At 71.8% G+C, this 14,154-nt stretch carries 8 protein-coding genes; 7 read left to right on the top strand and 1 reads right to left on the bottom strand.

The genetic code is table 11. The features are described 5' to 3' along the window. Positions 1-21 precede the first annotated feature (21 nt). Positions 22-816, top strand: coding sequence for an N-formylglutamate amidohydrolase (locus ACZ4Z5_RS21410; protein WP_468265006.1), 795 nt, complete (start codon positions 22-24; stop codon positions 814-816). A gap of 124 nt (positions 817-940) precedes the next feature. On the opposite strand, the gene ACZ4Z5_RS21405 is transcribed toward ACZ4Z5_RS21410, so the two are convergent. Beyond that, a complete protein-coding gene (locus ACZ4Z5_RS21405; RefSeq protein ID WP_468265004.1) occupies positions 941-1,099 on the bottom strand; it encodes a hypothetical protein in 159 nt (52 codons plus the stop codon). Between the two features lie 500 nt (positions 1,100-1,599). Between ACZ4Z5_RS21405 and ACZ4Z5_RS21400 the strand changes: the two genes are divergently transcribed. The 6 genes from ACZ4Z5_RS21400 to ACZ4Z5_RS21375 all read left to right on the top strand — a co-directional run bounded on the left by ACZ4Z5_RS21400 (position 1,600) and on the right by ACZ4Z5_RS21375 (position 14,064). Next, positions 1,600-3,549: a M20/M25/M40 family metallo-hydrolase gene (locus tag ACZ4Z5_RS21400; protein WP_468265002.1), complete on the top strand. Its 1,950-nt coding sequence runs from the start codon at positions 1,600-1,602 to the stop codon at positions 3,547-3,549. Between the two features lie 15 nt (positions 3,550-3,564). Beyond that, positions 3,565-6,651 carry a hypothetical protein gene (locus ACZ4Z5_RS21395; RefSeq protein WP_468265000.1) on the top strand — a complete coding sequence of 1,029 codons (3,087 nt, stop codon included), beginning with the start codon at positions 3,565-3,567 and terminating at the stop codon, positions 6,649-6,651. Between the two features lie 624 nt (positions 6,652-7,275). Next, positions 7,276-9,159, top strand: coding sequence for an FHA domain-containing protein (locus tag ACZ4Z5_RS21390; protein WP_468264998.1), 1,884 nt, complete (start codon positions 7,276-7,278; stop codon positions 9,157-9,159). Positions 9,160-9,456: 297 nt separating this feature from the next. Beyond that, entirely contained in the window at positions 9,457-9,783 is a 327-nt protein-coding gene (locus ACZ4Z5_RS21385) for a hypothetical protein (protein WP_468264996.1), read from the top strand. A gap of 93 nt (positions 9,784-9,876) precedes the next feature. After that, a complete protein-coding gene (locus ACZ4Z5_RS21380; protein ID WP_468264994.1) occupies positions 9,877-12,699 on the top strand; it encodes a SpoIIE family protein phosphatase in 2,823 nt (940 codons plus the stop codon). A gap of 276 nt (positions 12,700-12,975) precedes the next feature. Further along, entirely contained in the window at positions 12,976-14,064 is a 1,089-nt protein-coding gene (locus ACZ4Z5_RS21375; protein ID WP_468265060.1) for an ABC transporter substrate-binding protein, read from the top strand. The last annotated feature ends 90 nt before the right edge of the window (positions 14,065-14,154 follow it).

Genomic DNA, 14,154 nt, shown 5'->3' with positions numbered 1-14,154 from the left:
CCCGCTCGGCAGAGGATCACCGTGAACCGCTCCCCCGAGTCCTTCCAGCTCGTCGCCGGCGCCGATGAGTCCCCCGTGATCCTGCACGTACCGCACTCGTCGCGGATGATCCCGGAACACGTCCGGGCCGGCATCGTGCTGGACGACCGGGCCCTCGAGTCGGAGCTCGACCACATCACCGACTCCCACACCGCTCGTATCGCCGCGGCCGCCGCGGACGCCGCCCGGGTGACGCCCTGGCGGTTCGTCAACCAGCTGTCCCGGCTGGTCGTCGACCCCGAACGCTTCCCGGACGAGCGGGAGGAGATGCTCGCCGTCGGCATGGGCGCGGTGTACACCCACACCACTCACCGGGAGCGTCTGCGTCCCGCCGGGTTCGATACGCGGCCGCTGGTCGACGGCTTCTTCCACCCGTACGCGGAGGCCGTGACGCGGGCCGTGGAGGAACGTCTGGCGGCCGTCGGGCGGGCGGTGGTCGTCGACGTCCACTCGTATCCGACGGCGGCCCTCCCCTACGAGCTGCACGGGGACGGCCCGCGCCCGCCGATCTGTCTCGGGACGGACGCCTTCCACACCCCCGCCGGCCTTCTCGCCGCCGCGGAGCAGGCCTTCGCCGGCTTCGGCGGCACCGGGATCGACAGCCCCTTCGCCGGCACCTACGTGCCGCTGCGTCACTACGGAAAGGACGCTCGGGTCGGAGCGCTCATGGTGGAGATCCGCCGGGACGTCTACATGCGGGAGCCGGGCGGTGCCCCGCACCAGGGACTCGACGCCCTCGCCGGTGCGCTCGCGGCGCTGGTGGACGCGGTGGGGTGAGCGACCCGCCCGCCGGGGCCCTCGCTTCAGGACGGCAGACGCTCCACCTCTCGCCAGAAGGCGTCGACCCTGGCGTTGAAGGCCTCAGGCGCTTCCTGGATGGCATGCACCTCCGCCTCCATGGTCACGTCCTGGTGCTTCCACTGCCACGGCAGAGGGCGGACTTCCTCGCGTCGGCGACGGAGGCGAACGGGAGGCCTCGGGCCGGGGTGCTCGTACCGGCGAGGGTGACACCGGCCGGAGCGAGGAGCACACCCATCACACGTATGCGCATCGTCACCATGCGCCCCGACGTCCTGACGTCACGTCAGGACGTCAGCGGGGCGGCGGCGGACCGCCGTCTCGGGCGGACGCCGTTCACCAGCGGACGCCCCTCACCGGTGGACGCCGATCACCGGCGGCCCGCGCGTCACCGGTGGCCGTGGTCACCGGCGGACCGCTCTCCCGCGCGTCACCGGCGGCCGGCACGTCCCGGCGGCGGGCCCTGACCGGGCCCGGGCCGGCCCGGGGTCCGCCGGCCACAAGTTGCAGCGGCCACGTTCCTGGTTCATGGTGTTGCTCGGAGAACCACGTCGAGAGCACTCCGTGAACAGCGCCGGATGAACCGCACGCGCGCACCGCGCGCAGGTCGCGTCATCGACGCCGCGCCATCACCGGGTGCGCACCGCATGGACTGTATCGGAGCCCGATCCGGCTTCGCGGAACGGCGGCCGTGCGGCTCGTTTCCCTGATCAGCCGGCTCATCGCCGCGCCTTCGCGCGGCTGCCCGGGAGGACCCTATCCATGGCTGAGCATTCGGGCAGTGTCGCCTTCTTCGACATCGGGAACACCCTGGCCTCCGTGCGGGTATCCGCGGACGGGACGGACATCGAGAGCATGACGGTGTTCCCGCACGTACCACCCGTGCTGGAGGAACTCCGCGAGAAGGGGGTCCGGCTCGGCATCATCTCGCACCGCGGCTCCATCCCGGAGGAACGCGTCGACGCGGCCCTCGACCGCGCCGGCCTGCTGCCGTTCTTCGAGCGCCGGTTGATCCTCTACGGGCCGAAGGACTCCACCCTGATCTTCGAGCAGGCGGCGGCGGAGGCAACGGAGCGGAACGGCCCGGACGGCCGGAGACCACGGCTGCTGTTCGTGGGCGAGGACGCCACCGAGCGTTCCTTCGCCCTCCTCGCGGACTTCCTCGTCGCGCCGCATCCGGACCTCGCGGCGAGCGTGCTGGACCAGCTCGCGCCGCTCAGGTTCCTGCGCATCGGCGTCGCTCCCTCGACGAACGGATCCGACTGGCGGGCCGTCCTGCGGGAGCAGCCCCTGGTTCCGCTGCACATCGCCGCGGACCGCGGGAGTCCCGGGTCGGTCGAGGTGTACGCGGTGGCGGACGCGGCGACCGCGCTGCGGCTGGACGACCTCGGATTCTCGGTGGACCGGCTGGGCGAGGAGGACGAACCGCTCACCACGGACCTCTACCTGCTGCGCGACGACCGGCAGAGCGAGAGCGGTTTCGGATCGGCGGCCGGCAACGCCTTCGACCTGTTCGCCGGTGACCGGTCGGCGCGGCGGGTGCTCAGCTCCACCAAGGAAGGGCTGTTCGTCGCGATCCCCGCGGGGCGTTCGGTGGAGAGCTACCACTTCGCCGGAGCCCGCCACGGCCACAATCTGAAGCTGCAGGCCTCACCCTCCCTGCTGGACCTGCCCGGCAACGGCTCCGGGAGGCCGTCGGCGGCCGCACCCGCGCTGCTCCGCGAGGACGGGGCGTTCGCCCCGGAACTGACGGCCGCGGAGAAGGACGTCATCGCGTCGAACATCACGACCGAGCGGATGGGCCGCGAGGTCGCCCGCTACTCCGGAGCGCATCCGGCGTCCGGGGACGTCACCATCCGCAGCCGCCACATCCACCACCCGGACAACGCGGTGGCCGTCCGCGCCCTGGTCGACGACCTGACCGCCGCCGGGGCCGGCCGGCTGACGGTCCGTACCCACCCGTTCGTCCACGAGGGCCGACTGCTCCAGAACGTGGAGGCCGTCCTGCCCGGTTCCGGAGTCGACGGCGTCGTCCTGGTCACCGCGCACATGGACTCGACCGGGGCACGGCAGGCCGGATACCGCGCGCCGGTCGACCCGGCCCCCGGCGCGGACGACGACGGCAGCGGTGTCGCGGGCGCCCTGTGCGCGGTGCGGGCGGTCCTGGCGCTCGCGTCCGAAGGCGCCGCGCCGCGGCGGGAAGTGCGGTTCGTCTTCTTCAACGCGGAGGAGCACGGACTCGTGGGCAGCCACGCCTACGCGCGGGACCAGGCCATGCTCGGTACCGACATCGTGGCGGTGCTGCAGATGGACATGATGGGCTTTGACGTACAGCCGCCCGCCGCCTTCGAACTCCACGCCGGATTCACGCCGTCCGCCGACGTGGAATCACGTTCGGTGCGGCTCGCCCGGCTGATCGCCGCCATGACGGAACAGGTCTCCCCGGGGCTTCCGGCCCCGCAGATGTATCCGGGCCCCAACGGCGACGGCGACCCCGCCGAGGAACGCAGCGACCACTACAGCTTCCAGCTCCACGGCTACGCGGCCTGTCTCGCCTCGGAGGACTTCTTCGCCGGGCCGGGCCCCACGGCGCCGGGCCACGAACCCAATCCGAACTACCACCTGCCCGCCGACAAGAAGATCAACGAGGGCTACGCGAGGGACATCGCACGGGCTGTGACCGCGGCTGCGTGGGTTTCCGTCACCCGCTAGCAGGAAGGAACCATCGTGGTGTTCGAGCTCACGGAGAACGTCCACAGCGAGAACAACGGCAAGGTGCAGCACCTGGAGCACTTCCAGCAACCCTACGTGGCGGTGTCACCGGCGAGTCCGGAGCTGGCGGAGCGCGACGGCATCTCCCGGGTGCCCGCGGCGACGGCCCAGGTCCTCGCCGAGAGCTATCTGCGCGAGGTCGCCCCCGTCTACGGCATCAGCGAGTCGATGCTCCCGGGGAACGGCAGCGGCGAGTCGCTCGCCGGCCGCGGCGCCGCGGCCCCGGCACAACCCGTCCACAGCCGACTGGAGCTGACGGAGGAGAAGGAGGTGATGGGCACCACCATCGTCTCCTACCAGCAGAAGTACGACGACCTGCCGGTGTGGGAGGCCGGGGTCAGCGTCACCATCCAGCCGGAGCCGATGCGGGTGACGGCGTCGCAGAGTTCGGTCCGCCCGGAGGTCGCCCTGCCGGAGGAGTCCTTGCAGGCCGGGCCGTTCGGTCCCGGTGACATCACGCCGGGAGTGCTCAAGTCCCTGCTGGGCCTGCGGGCCCAAGAGAACCCGACGCTCAACGGGACACCGCGGCAGCTGGTGTACCAGTACGATCCGGACCGGAGGTTCGACCCCGAGGCGCGGACCACGCCCGACGAACGCCTGGAGGAGTCGCCTCCCACCCTGCCGCTCCCACCCGTACCGGCCGCCGTCGTCCCGCAGGGGTTCTACCGGGTGACCGAGGTGCTGTTCACCCTGTCCGTCCCCGGATTCGAGGGCCTCAACTGGCGCGCCTTCGTCGAGTCCACGACCGGGGCGGTCGTCTACCTGCGGGCGCTGACCGCCTGTGCCACCGCGCTGGTCTTCCGCAGGGACCCGCTGACCGCGGGAGCCCCCGCAGCGCCGCCGACCGGCCCGGCAGCCACCCTCAACCCGTTCCGGTCCTCCGTGGTCCTGCAGGGACTGACGAACGGGAACCCGCAGAAACTCAAGGGATCGTTCGTCGAGCTCGTCGACACGGCTCCGCCGACGATCGCACCGCCGGGTGCCGCCAACCCCCCGGCGAACTTCTTCTTCGACGCGCCCGCCAGGGAGTTCGCCGCGGTGAACGCGTACCACCACTGCGACTGGCTCTTCCGCCAGATGCAGGGGATGGGCTTCAACCTCGCGACCTACTTCGACGGGACGGACTTCCCCGTCCCCGTGGACGCGTGCGGCTTCAGCGACGCGATCAACGCCCGGGCGCCGGGCAATGTGACGGGCACGGGTTCCGGCGGATTCGAGTTCGGTCTGGCAGGCGCCCCCTTCCCGGCCGTGAGCATCGCCGCCGACCTGCGTGTCGTCCTGCACGAGTTCGGCCACACCGTCCTCTGGGACAGCGTCCACTCCCCGAACTTCGGCTTCGCCCACAGCGCCGGGGACAGCCTGGCCGCGGTGTTCATGGATCCCGAGTCGTTCCTCAGGACCGACCCGGTGCGCCGGTTCCAGACCTTCCCGTGGATCCTCCCGGACCGCAACCACGGCCGTGACGTGGCCACGGGCTGGGCATGGGGCGGTACGAACGACCAGGGCGGCTACAAGAGCGAACAGATCCTGTCCACCACCCACTTCCGGCTGTACCGGTCCCTCGGCGGGGACTCGCCGGACGTGAACCGGCGGAAACTGGCGGCCCGCCAGACGATGTTCCTGATCTTCAAGGCGATCGGCTCCCTGGCGAGCAACCCCGTCACTCCCACGCCGAACCCCAAGGTGTTCGCCACGGCCCTGATGAACGCCGACATCGGCACCGGCGACTTCGAGGGCCATCCCGGCGGGACGTACCACAAGGTGATCCGCTGGAGCTTCGAGAAGCAGGGGCTCTACCAGCGGCCCGGCACACCCGGTCCCGTGACGGCGCCCGGAGCACCGCCGGACGTCGACGTCCACATCGACGACGGGCGCCACGGCGAGTACGCCTTCCAGCCGTTCCACTGGGAGTGCACCGACATCTGGAACCGGCTGGCCCCGAGTCCCGGCGGCGCCGGCGGAGCGCACGAGACGCCCGTCGTCGGACAGGTGAACCACGCCTACGTACGCGTGCGGAACCGGGGCACCAAGCCCGCCCGGAACGTGGTGGTGCGGGGCTACTCGGCCGCTCCCGGCGTCGGCATGTCCTGGCCCGGGGACTGGCTGCCGATGGACACGGCGCAGATCAACCCGCCCCAGGAGATCCCGCCGGGCGGCAGCACGGTCGTCGGCCCGTTCCGCTGGCGGCCCCGGGCGGTCGGGCACGAGTGCATGTTCATGGAGGTCAGTGCCACCGGCGACCTCAGCAACATCGACCCCGGCACGTTCTTCCCGTGTGCCACCGGCCCCACCGCGGAGTGGCGCCTCGTACCCTTCGACAACAACCTCGCCCAGCGGAACGTCGCACCGGTTCCGGGCGGCGGTGGCCTGCGCGGGCTGCTGTCGGGCTTCGTGGACCGCCGGTTCACGGTGCGCAACCCGTTCGGCGGACAGGTCCGCGTCGCGCTGAAGGGCGAACTGCCGCGGTTCCTCGCCGACCGGGGCTGGCGGATCCTCATCGACAACAACGAGTCCGAGGTGGCCCTCGGGCTGGCGCCCGGTGCAGAGCGCGAGGTCGACGTGAGCCTGCGCGGCGGGCGGGACTTCACCCGGGAAGAGGTCCTGCAGGCGGGCAAGGCGCTGTCGATCCGCGTCCTCGCCTCGGCCGACGGGATCGCCATGGGCGGCATGACGTACCGCCTCGACCCCGACCTGACCCGGGCACCTGCCGAGACGGCGGGAGGCATGCCCGTCGCCCTCGACGACCCGGAGATCGAGGCGGCGATCGACGACTCCCGTCCGCACGACGCCGAAGCCTCGGCCACCGGCGGCCCCGCCGGGGCGCCCGCCGCCACCGGTGCGACAACGCCGCCGACGGGACACCCGGAGCAGCCGGCCGTGGACGGTGACGTCAAGCACCTGCTCGACCAGCTCGGCTCCTCCGAGGCGCTGCACGACCGGATCCACCGGGTCACGCTGCGGGAGATCGACATCGAGCTGGACGCGCCGCAGGAGCGGGACCGGGGCCACGAGCGAGGCATGGGCCACGACGGCACGCCGTAGGCGCAGGCGTCGCCCCGCCCGAAGACCGCACCGTGCCGGCCGGGGAGTCCCGGCCGGCACCACCTCGGGCGGCCGCACGTCCGGGAACAGCCCAACGGCCCCGTGTTGAGAGGTTTTGCGCCCCTGCCGGGTGGAGAGTACTCCATCCGGTGGGGTCTCGCTCACGCTGAGCAACGGTGGGCGGGAGGCGGCTGCACCGGGCTCGGCCCGGCTCCGGTGCCAGGTCGGAGCGTGACGGCGGACGGCATGGGCGGGGGGCGACGAGATGCGGTCGAACGGACTCCGGCTCCGGACTTCGTGGGCGCACGGGGTGGCATACGCACAGGGGGGCGTGCGCGCCCAGGACAGGTACGGGGTGCCGGGCGCGCCCCTGCTCGTCCGCCACAGGCCTCCGTATGCGTATGCGCCGCACACCCGCGGACGTGCCGTCCCCTCGTACACCGGCACACACCGACGGCACACACGGCTGGGTGACACAGGGTCAGGTGCTCCCCCGTGCGGCGTCCGTGTCCCGGCACGTCGTCGCGGTGCCGGCGGGCCGGCCGTCCGGGCGCGGACGACCTGACGGCCGGACAACGGCCCGTGGCGCAGACGATCGGTCGCGAGAGAAGGGGTGGGTGACCCATGCCGGCTGAGATTGTGGGGCGTGAAGGTCCACTGGCCGGAAGACGATTCCCGGTCGACGACACACCGGTCACCCTCGGCCGCAAGAGCGACTGCAGTGTGGTGATCGCCAGCCGGCGGGCTTCGCGCATCCACGCGGAGGTGCGCCCGGAGCCCGAGGGGTTCGTCCTCCACGACCGGGAGAGCCGCAACGGGACGCTGGTCAACGGGGAACGCGTCACCTCGCACGTGCTCCGGCCCGGTGACGTCATCACGATCGGCGACGAGACGTTCTCCTTCGAGACGACCGACGTGACGGAGACGATCAGGGACCTCACCGTGATCGGCCCCCTGGAGCGCTCCGGCCTCCGGCCCGCCCCGGCGCCCGAACCCGGGCCGGTCCTGAACGTCACGGTGTCGGGTGGCGGCCCGGTCGGGCTGAGCTTCGCGCTGCTGCTCGACCACCTCATGGGACCACGCGTCGCGATCACCATGTACGACGAACGCTGGACAGAGGACGGGTCGCGGGTCGTCTGGAAGAACGAGTCGCAGGGCAACGTACGCCGGCAACAGGTCGTGACGATCCAGAGCCGGCAGTACCTCAACCTCCCCGCGGCGGTGCAGGCACGGCTGTTCACCCCCGAGGCGTACACCGAGATGTGGCCCGCCGGCCCCGATTCGATCCGTGGGCAGAAGCCGCGGAACATCCGGATCGCCTACATCGAGGACGTCCTGCTCGAGATGGCGAACGAGAAGTCGGACCGTATCCGCCTCGTCCCGGCCCGGTTCGATCCCGTCGAACACCGCGAGGCCGCGGCGCAGAGCCATGTGCTCACCATCTGCGAGGGAGGACGCTCCCGCACCCGGGAGCACTTCATCGACCGGTTCGGCAAACCCGATACGTCCATCTACTCCCTGGACGGTCACCATCTGCAGGACGTCGTACTGGGGTTGCGGGTCAAGTCCGCCCTCCCGGACGCCATGACCGTGCTGTTGACCGTGGCGCAGAACCGGTTCCTGCTGAACTCCCTGCGCGGCGAGGGATTTCTGAACATGCGCCTCACCGACGCGGAGGCCAGGGAGGTCATCGGCATCGATCCCGTCCGGCAGGTGTTCGAGCAGTGCATCGCCTCCCGCCCGTGCGTGATGGCGCGGGACGACCACGGGGACTTCCACTGCTCGACCCACAGCACGCTGTTCCTGCCCGCCCTGGTCAGGAGCTCGGCACTGTGGAAGCGCGTCAAGGAGGGGCTGGTCCTCTTCGGTGTGGCCGAGCAGGACCTGAGCGCCGTCACCGCGTTCCGGCTGGACATGGTGCAACGGCCGCGGTTCACGGCCCAGTTGCACTCCGCGACGTCGTCCACCCCCGGGACGTACGGTTTCCTGCTCGGAGACGCGGCCAACGCGATCCACTTCTGGCCGGGGCGCGGCCTCAACAGCGGACTCGGATCGGCCATCTCGCTGGCCCGCTCCCTCAGCAGGACCTGGAGCGGCAGACCGTTCCGCGATGCCGACTTCAGCCGCCACGAGGCGGCCATGTCGATGCTCCAGTACCGGCACAAGAGCCGTGCGTGGAAGGCGATGGTGACCACCGACGTGCAGGGGGTGAGCTTCGCGATCAAGGAGAAGATAGCCCACAGCATCGAGGACGCCGCGAAGGAGGAACCGGACAGGGACGCCGACATCGACGCCCTCATGGAGCAACTGCGGAACATCCGCGGCCGTCTCGCACCGCGCGTGCCGGGCATGCCCGACGACGCGACCCTCAGGAACCACCTGCGGACGCTGCAGAGCGAGACGGTACGGACCCTGCTGGCGAGCGGGGCGTGGGACACGCTGGTCGTCGGCGGCGAGGAGGTCGACATCGACATCTTCTACCGGCAGGACTCGCCGGTGGCGCGGTAGCCCGGTCCGCGGCCGTCCGGGTGGTACGCGCACGGGGTCACGGGGAGCGCCGACTATGACCGACACCTCACGGGCCGCCCCGTGGCCCGACGGGGTGCTGTTCGTCGACGAGGCGTACGCCTTGATCAATACCGGCTACCACGGCGGCGACGCCTTCGGGAAGGAGGCCGTGCAAGTCCTCCTCAAGCGCGCCGAGGACGAGCGCCACCGGCTGGTGACGGTGCTCGCCGACCACCCGACGAGATCGCCGAGCTCCTGTCCAGCAATCCGGACCTCGCTTCGCGGTTCGTCACCCGGGTGGACCTCCCCTCGTACTCCGCGGAAGAGCTTCCGCTCATCGCCCAGCGGTTCGTCGACGCCCAGGGCGACGTCCTCGCTCCGGACGCGGCGGTGGCGCTGAGGACCTGCTGCGACCTCGTGGCGAGCGACGGACGGATCGACGCACCGGACACCGGGCGGTCCGTACGGGAACTGTGCCGGAAGGCCGCCGCCCTCCGGGATCTCCGGCTCCACGAGCTCCGGCAAGAGGTCCGGGAGCTGACCCGCGAGCAGATCACGAAGCTCGACATGGGCGAGGTCATGGATGCCTGCCGGGAGCTGGTGGCCGCCGCGGATCCCGCCTGAGCGGTGGGCGGTGGCGTCGTACGAGCAGCCCTTCGACACAGTCCGTGTCCCCGCTCCCCCGCACTCGGGCGCCAGGGGCGATAGAAATGCGTTATGCATGGCGTTTCGCCCCATCGCGGAAAAGTGCTGCGGCTGCTGCGGTACGTGGCCTCTCTGCTGAGCGTGCGCACCCTCGCCGGACAGGTGTTCCTTCTGCAGCTGGGGATCGTGGTGCTGCTCGTCAGCGCGGCGCTGGTCGCGCTCGTGGTGCAGGCCCGGCGCGACAGCATGGAGGACGCGCGGAACCGGACGCTCTCCGTCGCGCAGACGTTCGCGAACTCCCCGGGGGTCCTGGAGGCCCTCCGCAGCGACGACCCGACCTCGGTGCTCCAGCCGAGCGCCGAGGCCGCACGGAAGGCGGCGGAGGTCGACGGCCTCATCGTGTACGGGCTGAACGGCATCACCCTCACCCACAGCGACCCGGAGCAGATCGGGAAGCACGTCGTCGGCCCGTTCGCCGAGGCGGCGCGGGGCAAATCCTTCACCAGGACCTTCGAAGGCTCCCTGGGCCGCTCCGTGATCTCGGCGGTCCCCGTCAAGGACGCCGACGGCGAGGTCGTCGCCATCGTCTCGGCGCCGGTCAGGGTCCAGAAGGTCGTCGGCGCGGTCAACGAGCAGCTGCCGGTCCTGTTCGGGAGCGCGGCCGGGGCGCTCGTGCTCGCCGCGGGCGGGGCGGCACTGGTGAGCCACCGGTTGAACCGGCAGACGCACGGTCTGGGCCCCGCCGAGATGACCCGGATGTACGAGCACCACGACGCCGTGCTGCACGCGGTGCGGGAGGGCGTACTGATCACCGAGAGCGACGGACGGCTGGTGCTGGCCAACGACGAGGCCCGGCGACTGCTGGATCTCCCGGCGGACGCGGAGGGCCGGCACGTCACCGGCCTGGGACTGGAGGAGGGCCTCGCCGGGCTGCTGGCCTCCGACCGCAAGGCCACCGACGAGGTGCACCTGGCCGGCGACCGCCTGCTGGCGGTCAACAAACGGCCCACCGCCCCCTACGGGCCCGCCAGCAGCGTGGTGACGCTGCGGGACACCACCGAGCTGCGTGCCGTCGCCGGCCGCGCCGAGAGGGCCCGGGAGCGGCTGAGGCTCCTCTACGAAGCCGGAGTGCGGATCGGGACCACGCTGGACGTGACGCGCACCGCCGAGGAACTGGCGGAGGCGGCGGTCCCCCGGTTCGCCGACGTCGTCACGGTCGCGCTGATGGATCCGGTCCTGCGCGGTGAGGAGCCGTCCGGTACGGGCACCGAGATGCGCCGCGCCGCCACCGTCGGGCTGGAGGAGGACCAGACCCTCTTCCCGGTCGGCGAGCGGGTCCGCTCCGCACCCGCCGCGCCCGCCGGCGCAGCGGCGGCCGACGGCGGCCCGGTCCTCCAGGCCGAGCTCGGCGCTGCCGACGGCAACGCGTGGTGGGCCGGGGAACCCCGTCCGGAACGTGCCCGGCGGATCCTGGACCACGGCATCCGTTCCCTGGTCATGGTGCCCCTGCGGGCCCGCGGGATGGTCCTGGGGACGGCCGCGTTCTGGCGGACCGAGACCTCCCCCCGCTTCGACGAGGAGGACGTGTCCTTCGCCGAGGAGCTGGCCGCCCGGGCGGCGGTGTGCATCGACAACGCCAGGCGCTACACCCGCGAGCACGCCATGGCCGTCACCCTGCAGCGCAGCCTGCTGCCGCGCGCGCTGCCGGAGCAGACAGCCCTGGACGCGGCGTACCGCTACCTGCCGGCCCGGGCCGGTGTGAGCGGCGACTGGTTCGACGTCATCCCGCTCCCCGGCGCCCGGGTGGCCCTGGTGGTCGGGGACGTCGTGGGCCACGGACTGCACGCCGCGGCCACCATGGGCCGCCTGCGCACCGCCGTCCACAACTTCTCCGCCCTCGACCTGCCCCCCGAGGAGCTGCTCGGCCATCTGGACGAGCTGGTGACCCACATCGACACCGACGAGGCCGCAGGCGAGGACGACGGGCCGGGGATGGTCACCGGGGCCACCTGTCTGTACGCCGTCTACGACCCCGTCTCCGGCCGGGTGACCGCCGCGACCGCCGGACACCTGGGGCCGGCCGTGGTCCGTCCCGACGGGGTGGTGGCCTTCCCCGAGCTGCCGGTCTCCCCGCCCCTGGGCCTGGGCGACAGCATGCCGTTCGAGAGCGCCGAGCTGACCGTGCCCGAGGGCTCCCGGCTGGTGCTCTACACCGACGGGCTGGTCGAGGACCGCGACCGCGGACTGGACACGGGCCTGGAGGAGCTGCGCAGTGCCCTGGCCGGGCCGGACCGCACCCCCGAGGAGACCTGCGCCGCGGTGATCGAGGCACTGCTCCCGGCCCGCCCCAGCGACGACATCGCGCTGCTGGTCGCGCGTACCCGCCGACTGGACCCCGAGCGGGTGGCGGAGTGGGAGGTGCCGCGCGATCCGGCGGCGGTGGCCCCTGTCCGCAACTCCTGCGTCCGCCGGCTGACGGAGTGGGGACTGGAGCACATCGCCTTCACCACCGAACTCGTCCTCAGCGAGCTGATCACCAATGCGATCCGCTACGGTGCCGAGCCGATTTCCGTCCGGCTGCTCCACGACCGCACCCTGATCTGCGAGGTCTCGGACGGCAGCAGCACCTCACCACGGCTGCGCCGGGCGAAGAGCACCGACGAGGGCGGGCGCGGTCTGTTCCTGGTCGCGCAGTTCACCCAGCACTGGGGGACCCGCTACACCCCCAACGGCAAGATCATCTGGGCCGAGCAGGCCGTCTCCGGCGCCGCCGCCCCCGGCTGGGAGGGCCTCGGCGAGCTGCTCCTCGACATCGACGAGGACACCGCCGACGGTCCCGCGGGGTCCGCCGGCCCGGGCGACACCCCCGGAGGAGGGGAGGACGGGTCCTCGTGACGGTGATCGCCGCGGTCGCCCAGGACTCCCCCGCAGGCCCCGGGTACGCTGGCATCGAAGGGCGTTTCATCGACACCGTAGACCCGAGGACGCACGGCGACTGCGCGCCGCCCGACCTGCGTGGACGTCCGCCGCACGACCTCCGCAGACCTTTCCGCAACGGCACAGGCGCCCGCCGGTGGTGACGACTTGTCCCGACCACCCTCACATCTCCCCGCCACCCCCGGGACCGCGCCCCGGGTCCGCGCCGCGGCCGTCCTCGGCTGCCTCGCCCTGATGGCGGTGGCACCGGTGGCCTGTGGCGGCACGCCGCCCGCCGCGCCCGAGAAGCCGTCCGTGGCCACCTCCGCGGAGCGTGCCGGGGGCATGGACGCACTGGTCGCCGCGGCGAAGGCCGAGGGCAGGCTCAACGCGATCGCCCTGCCGCGTGACTGGGCCAACTACGGCGCTCTGATCGACGGCTTCGAGAAGAAGTACGGGATCGAGGTCACGGTCGAGAACCCCCAGGGTTCCAGTCAGGACGAGCTCGACGCCGTCCGCAGGAGCGGGGCCCGGCCGAGCGCCCCCGACGTACTCGACATGGGCGACACGTTCGCCCGGACGGGCGCCCGGGAGAATCTGCTCGCACGCTACGAGGTCGCCGCCTACGACGCGATCCCGGAGAACCAGAAGGACCGGCATGCCCGCTGGGCCGACAACTACGGCGGCTACATCTCGATCGGCTGCGACGCCGCACGTGTCAGGACCTGCCCCCAGACCTTCGCGGATCTGCTGAAACCCGAGTACAAGGGCAAGGTCGCGCTCGACGGCGATCCCACCCAGTCGAACTCCGCGTTCTCCGGCGTCTACGCGGCCGCCCTCGCGAACGGCGGATCCTTCGACGACATCCAGCCCGGCCTCGACTTCTTCTCCGAACTGCAGAAGACCGGCAACTTCAACCCCGTCCACTCCACCGCGGCCACGATCGAGACCGGCGAGACACCGATCAGCATCGACTGGGACTACATCAACCTCGGCTACGCCGGCCAGCTGCGCGAGAAGGGCGTGAAGTGGCAGGTCGCGATCCCCTTCGACGGCAACTTCGCCCAGTACTACGCGCTGGCCGTCAACAAGAACGCCCCCCACCCCGCTGCCGCCCGCCTCTGGCAGGAGTACCTCTTCAGCACCGAGGGCCAGAACCTCCGCCTTCCGGGCTACGCCCGCCCCGTCCTGATGCAGACCATGGCGGAGGAGGGCACCCTCGACAAGGCCGCCGCCGCGAAGCTGCCGACGGTCGAGGGAACACCGGAGTTCCCCACGGAGGCGCAGCTGGAGCTCGCGCGGGAGACGGTGAACGAGGGCTGGCCCAGGGTCATGTCGGGCTGACCCCGGGTCGGGCTGACCCGGGTCGGGCGGCAACCGGCGACGCGTTGGCCCTCCGTCGAGTTGTCCGTCCAGTCGGGGCCGTCAGGGTCC

This window comes from Streptomyces sp. NPDC030222 (assembly GCF_055573115.1).
The sequence above is the reverse complement of the archived record's forward strand: the minus strand, read 5'-3'. Positions and strand labels throughout refer to the sequence as shown.

Excerpts from the sequence above, each read along its gene's own strand:
- ACZ4Z5_RS21400 (WP_468265002.1), top strand. The coding sequence starts at position 1,600 with ATGGCTGAGCATTCGGGCAGTGTCGCCTTCTTCGACATCGGGAACACC.
- ACZ4Z5_RS21405 (WP_468265004.1), bottom strand. The coding sequence starts at position 1,099 with ATGGTGACGATGCGCATACGTGTGATGGGTGTGCTCCTCGCTCCGGCC.
- ACZ4Z5_RS21375 (WP_468265060.1), top strand. The coding sequence starts at position 12,976 with ATGGCGGTGGCACCGGTGGCCTGTGGCGGCACGCCGCCCGCCGCGCCC.
- ACZ4Z5_RS21380 (WP_468264994.1), top strand. The coding sequence starts at position 9,877 with ATGCATGGCGTTTCGCCCCATCGCGGAAAAGTGCTGCGGCTGCTGCGG.
- ACZ4Z5_RS21390 (WP_468264998.1), top strand. The coding sequence starts at position 7,276 with ATGCCGGCTGAGATTGTGGGGCGTGAAGGTCCACTGGCCGGAAGACGA.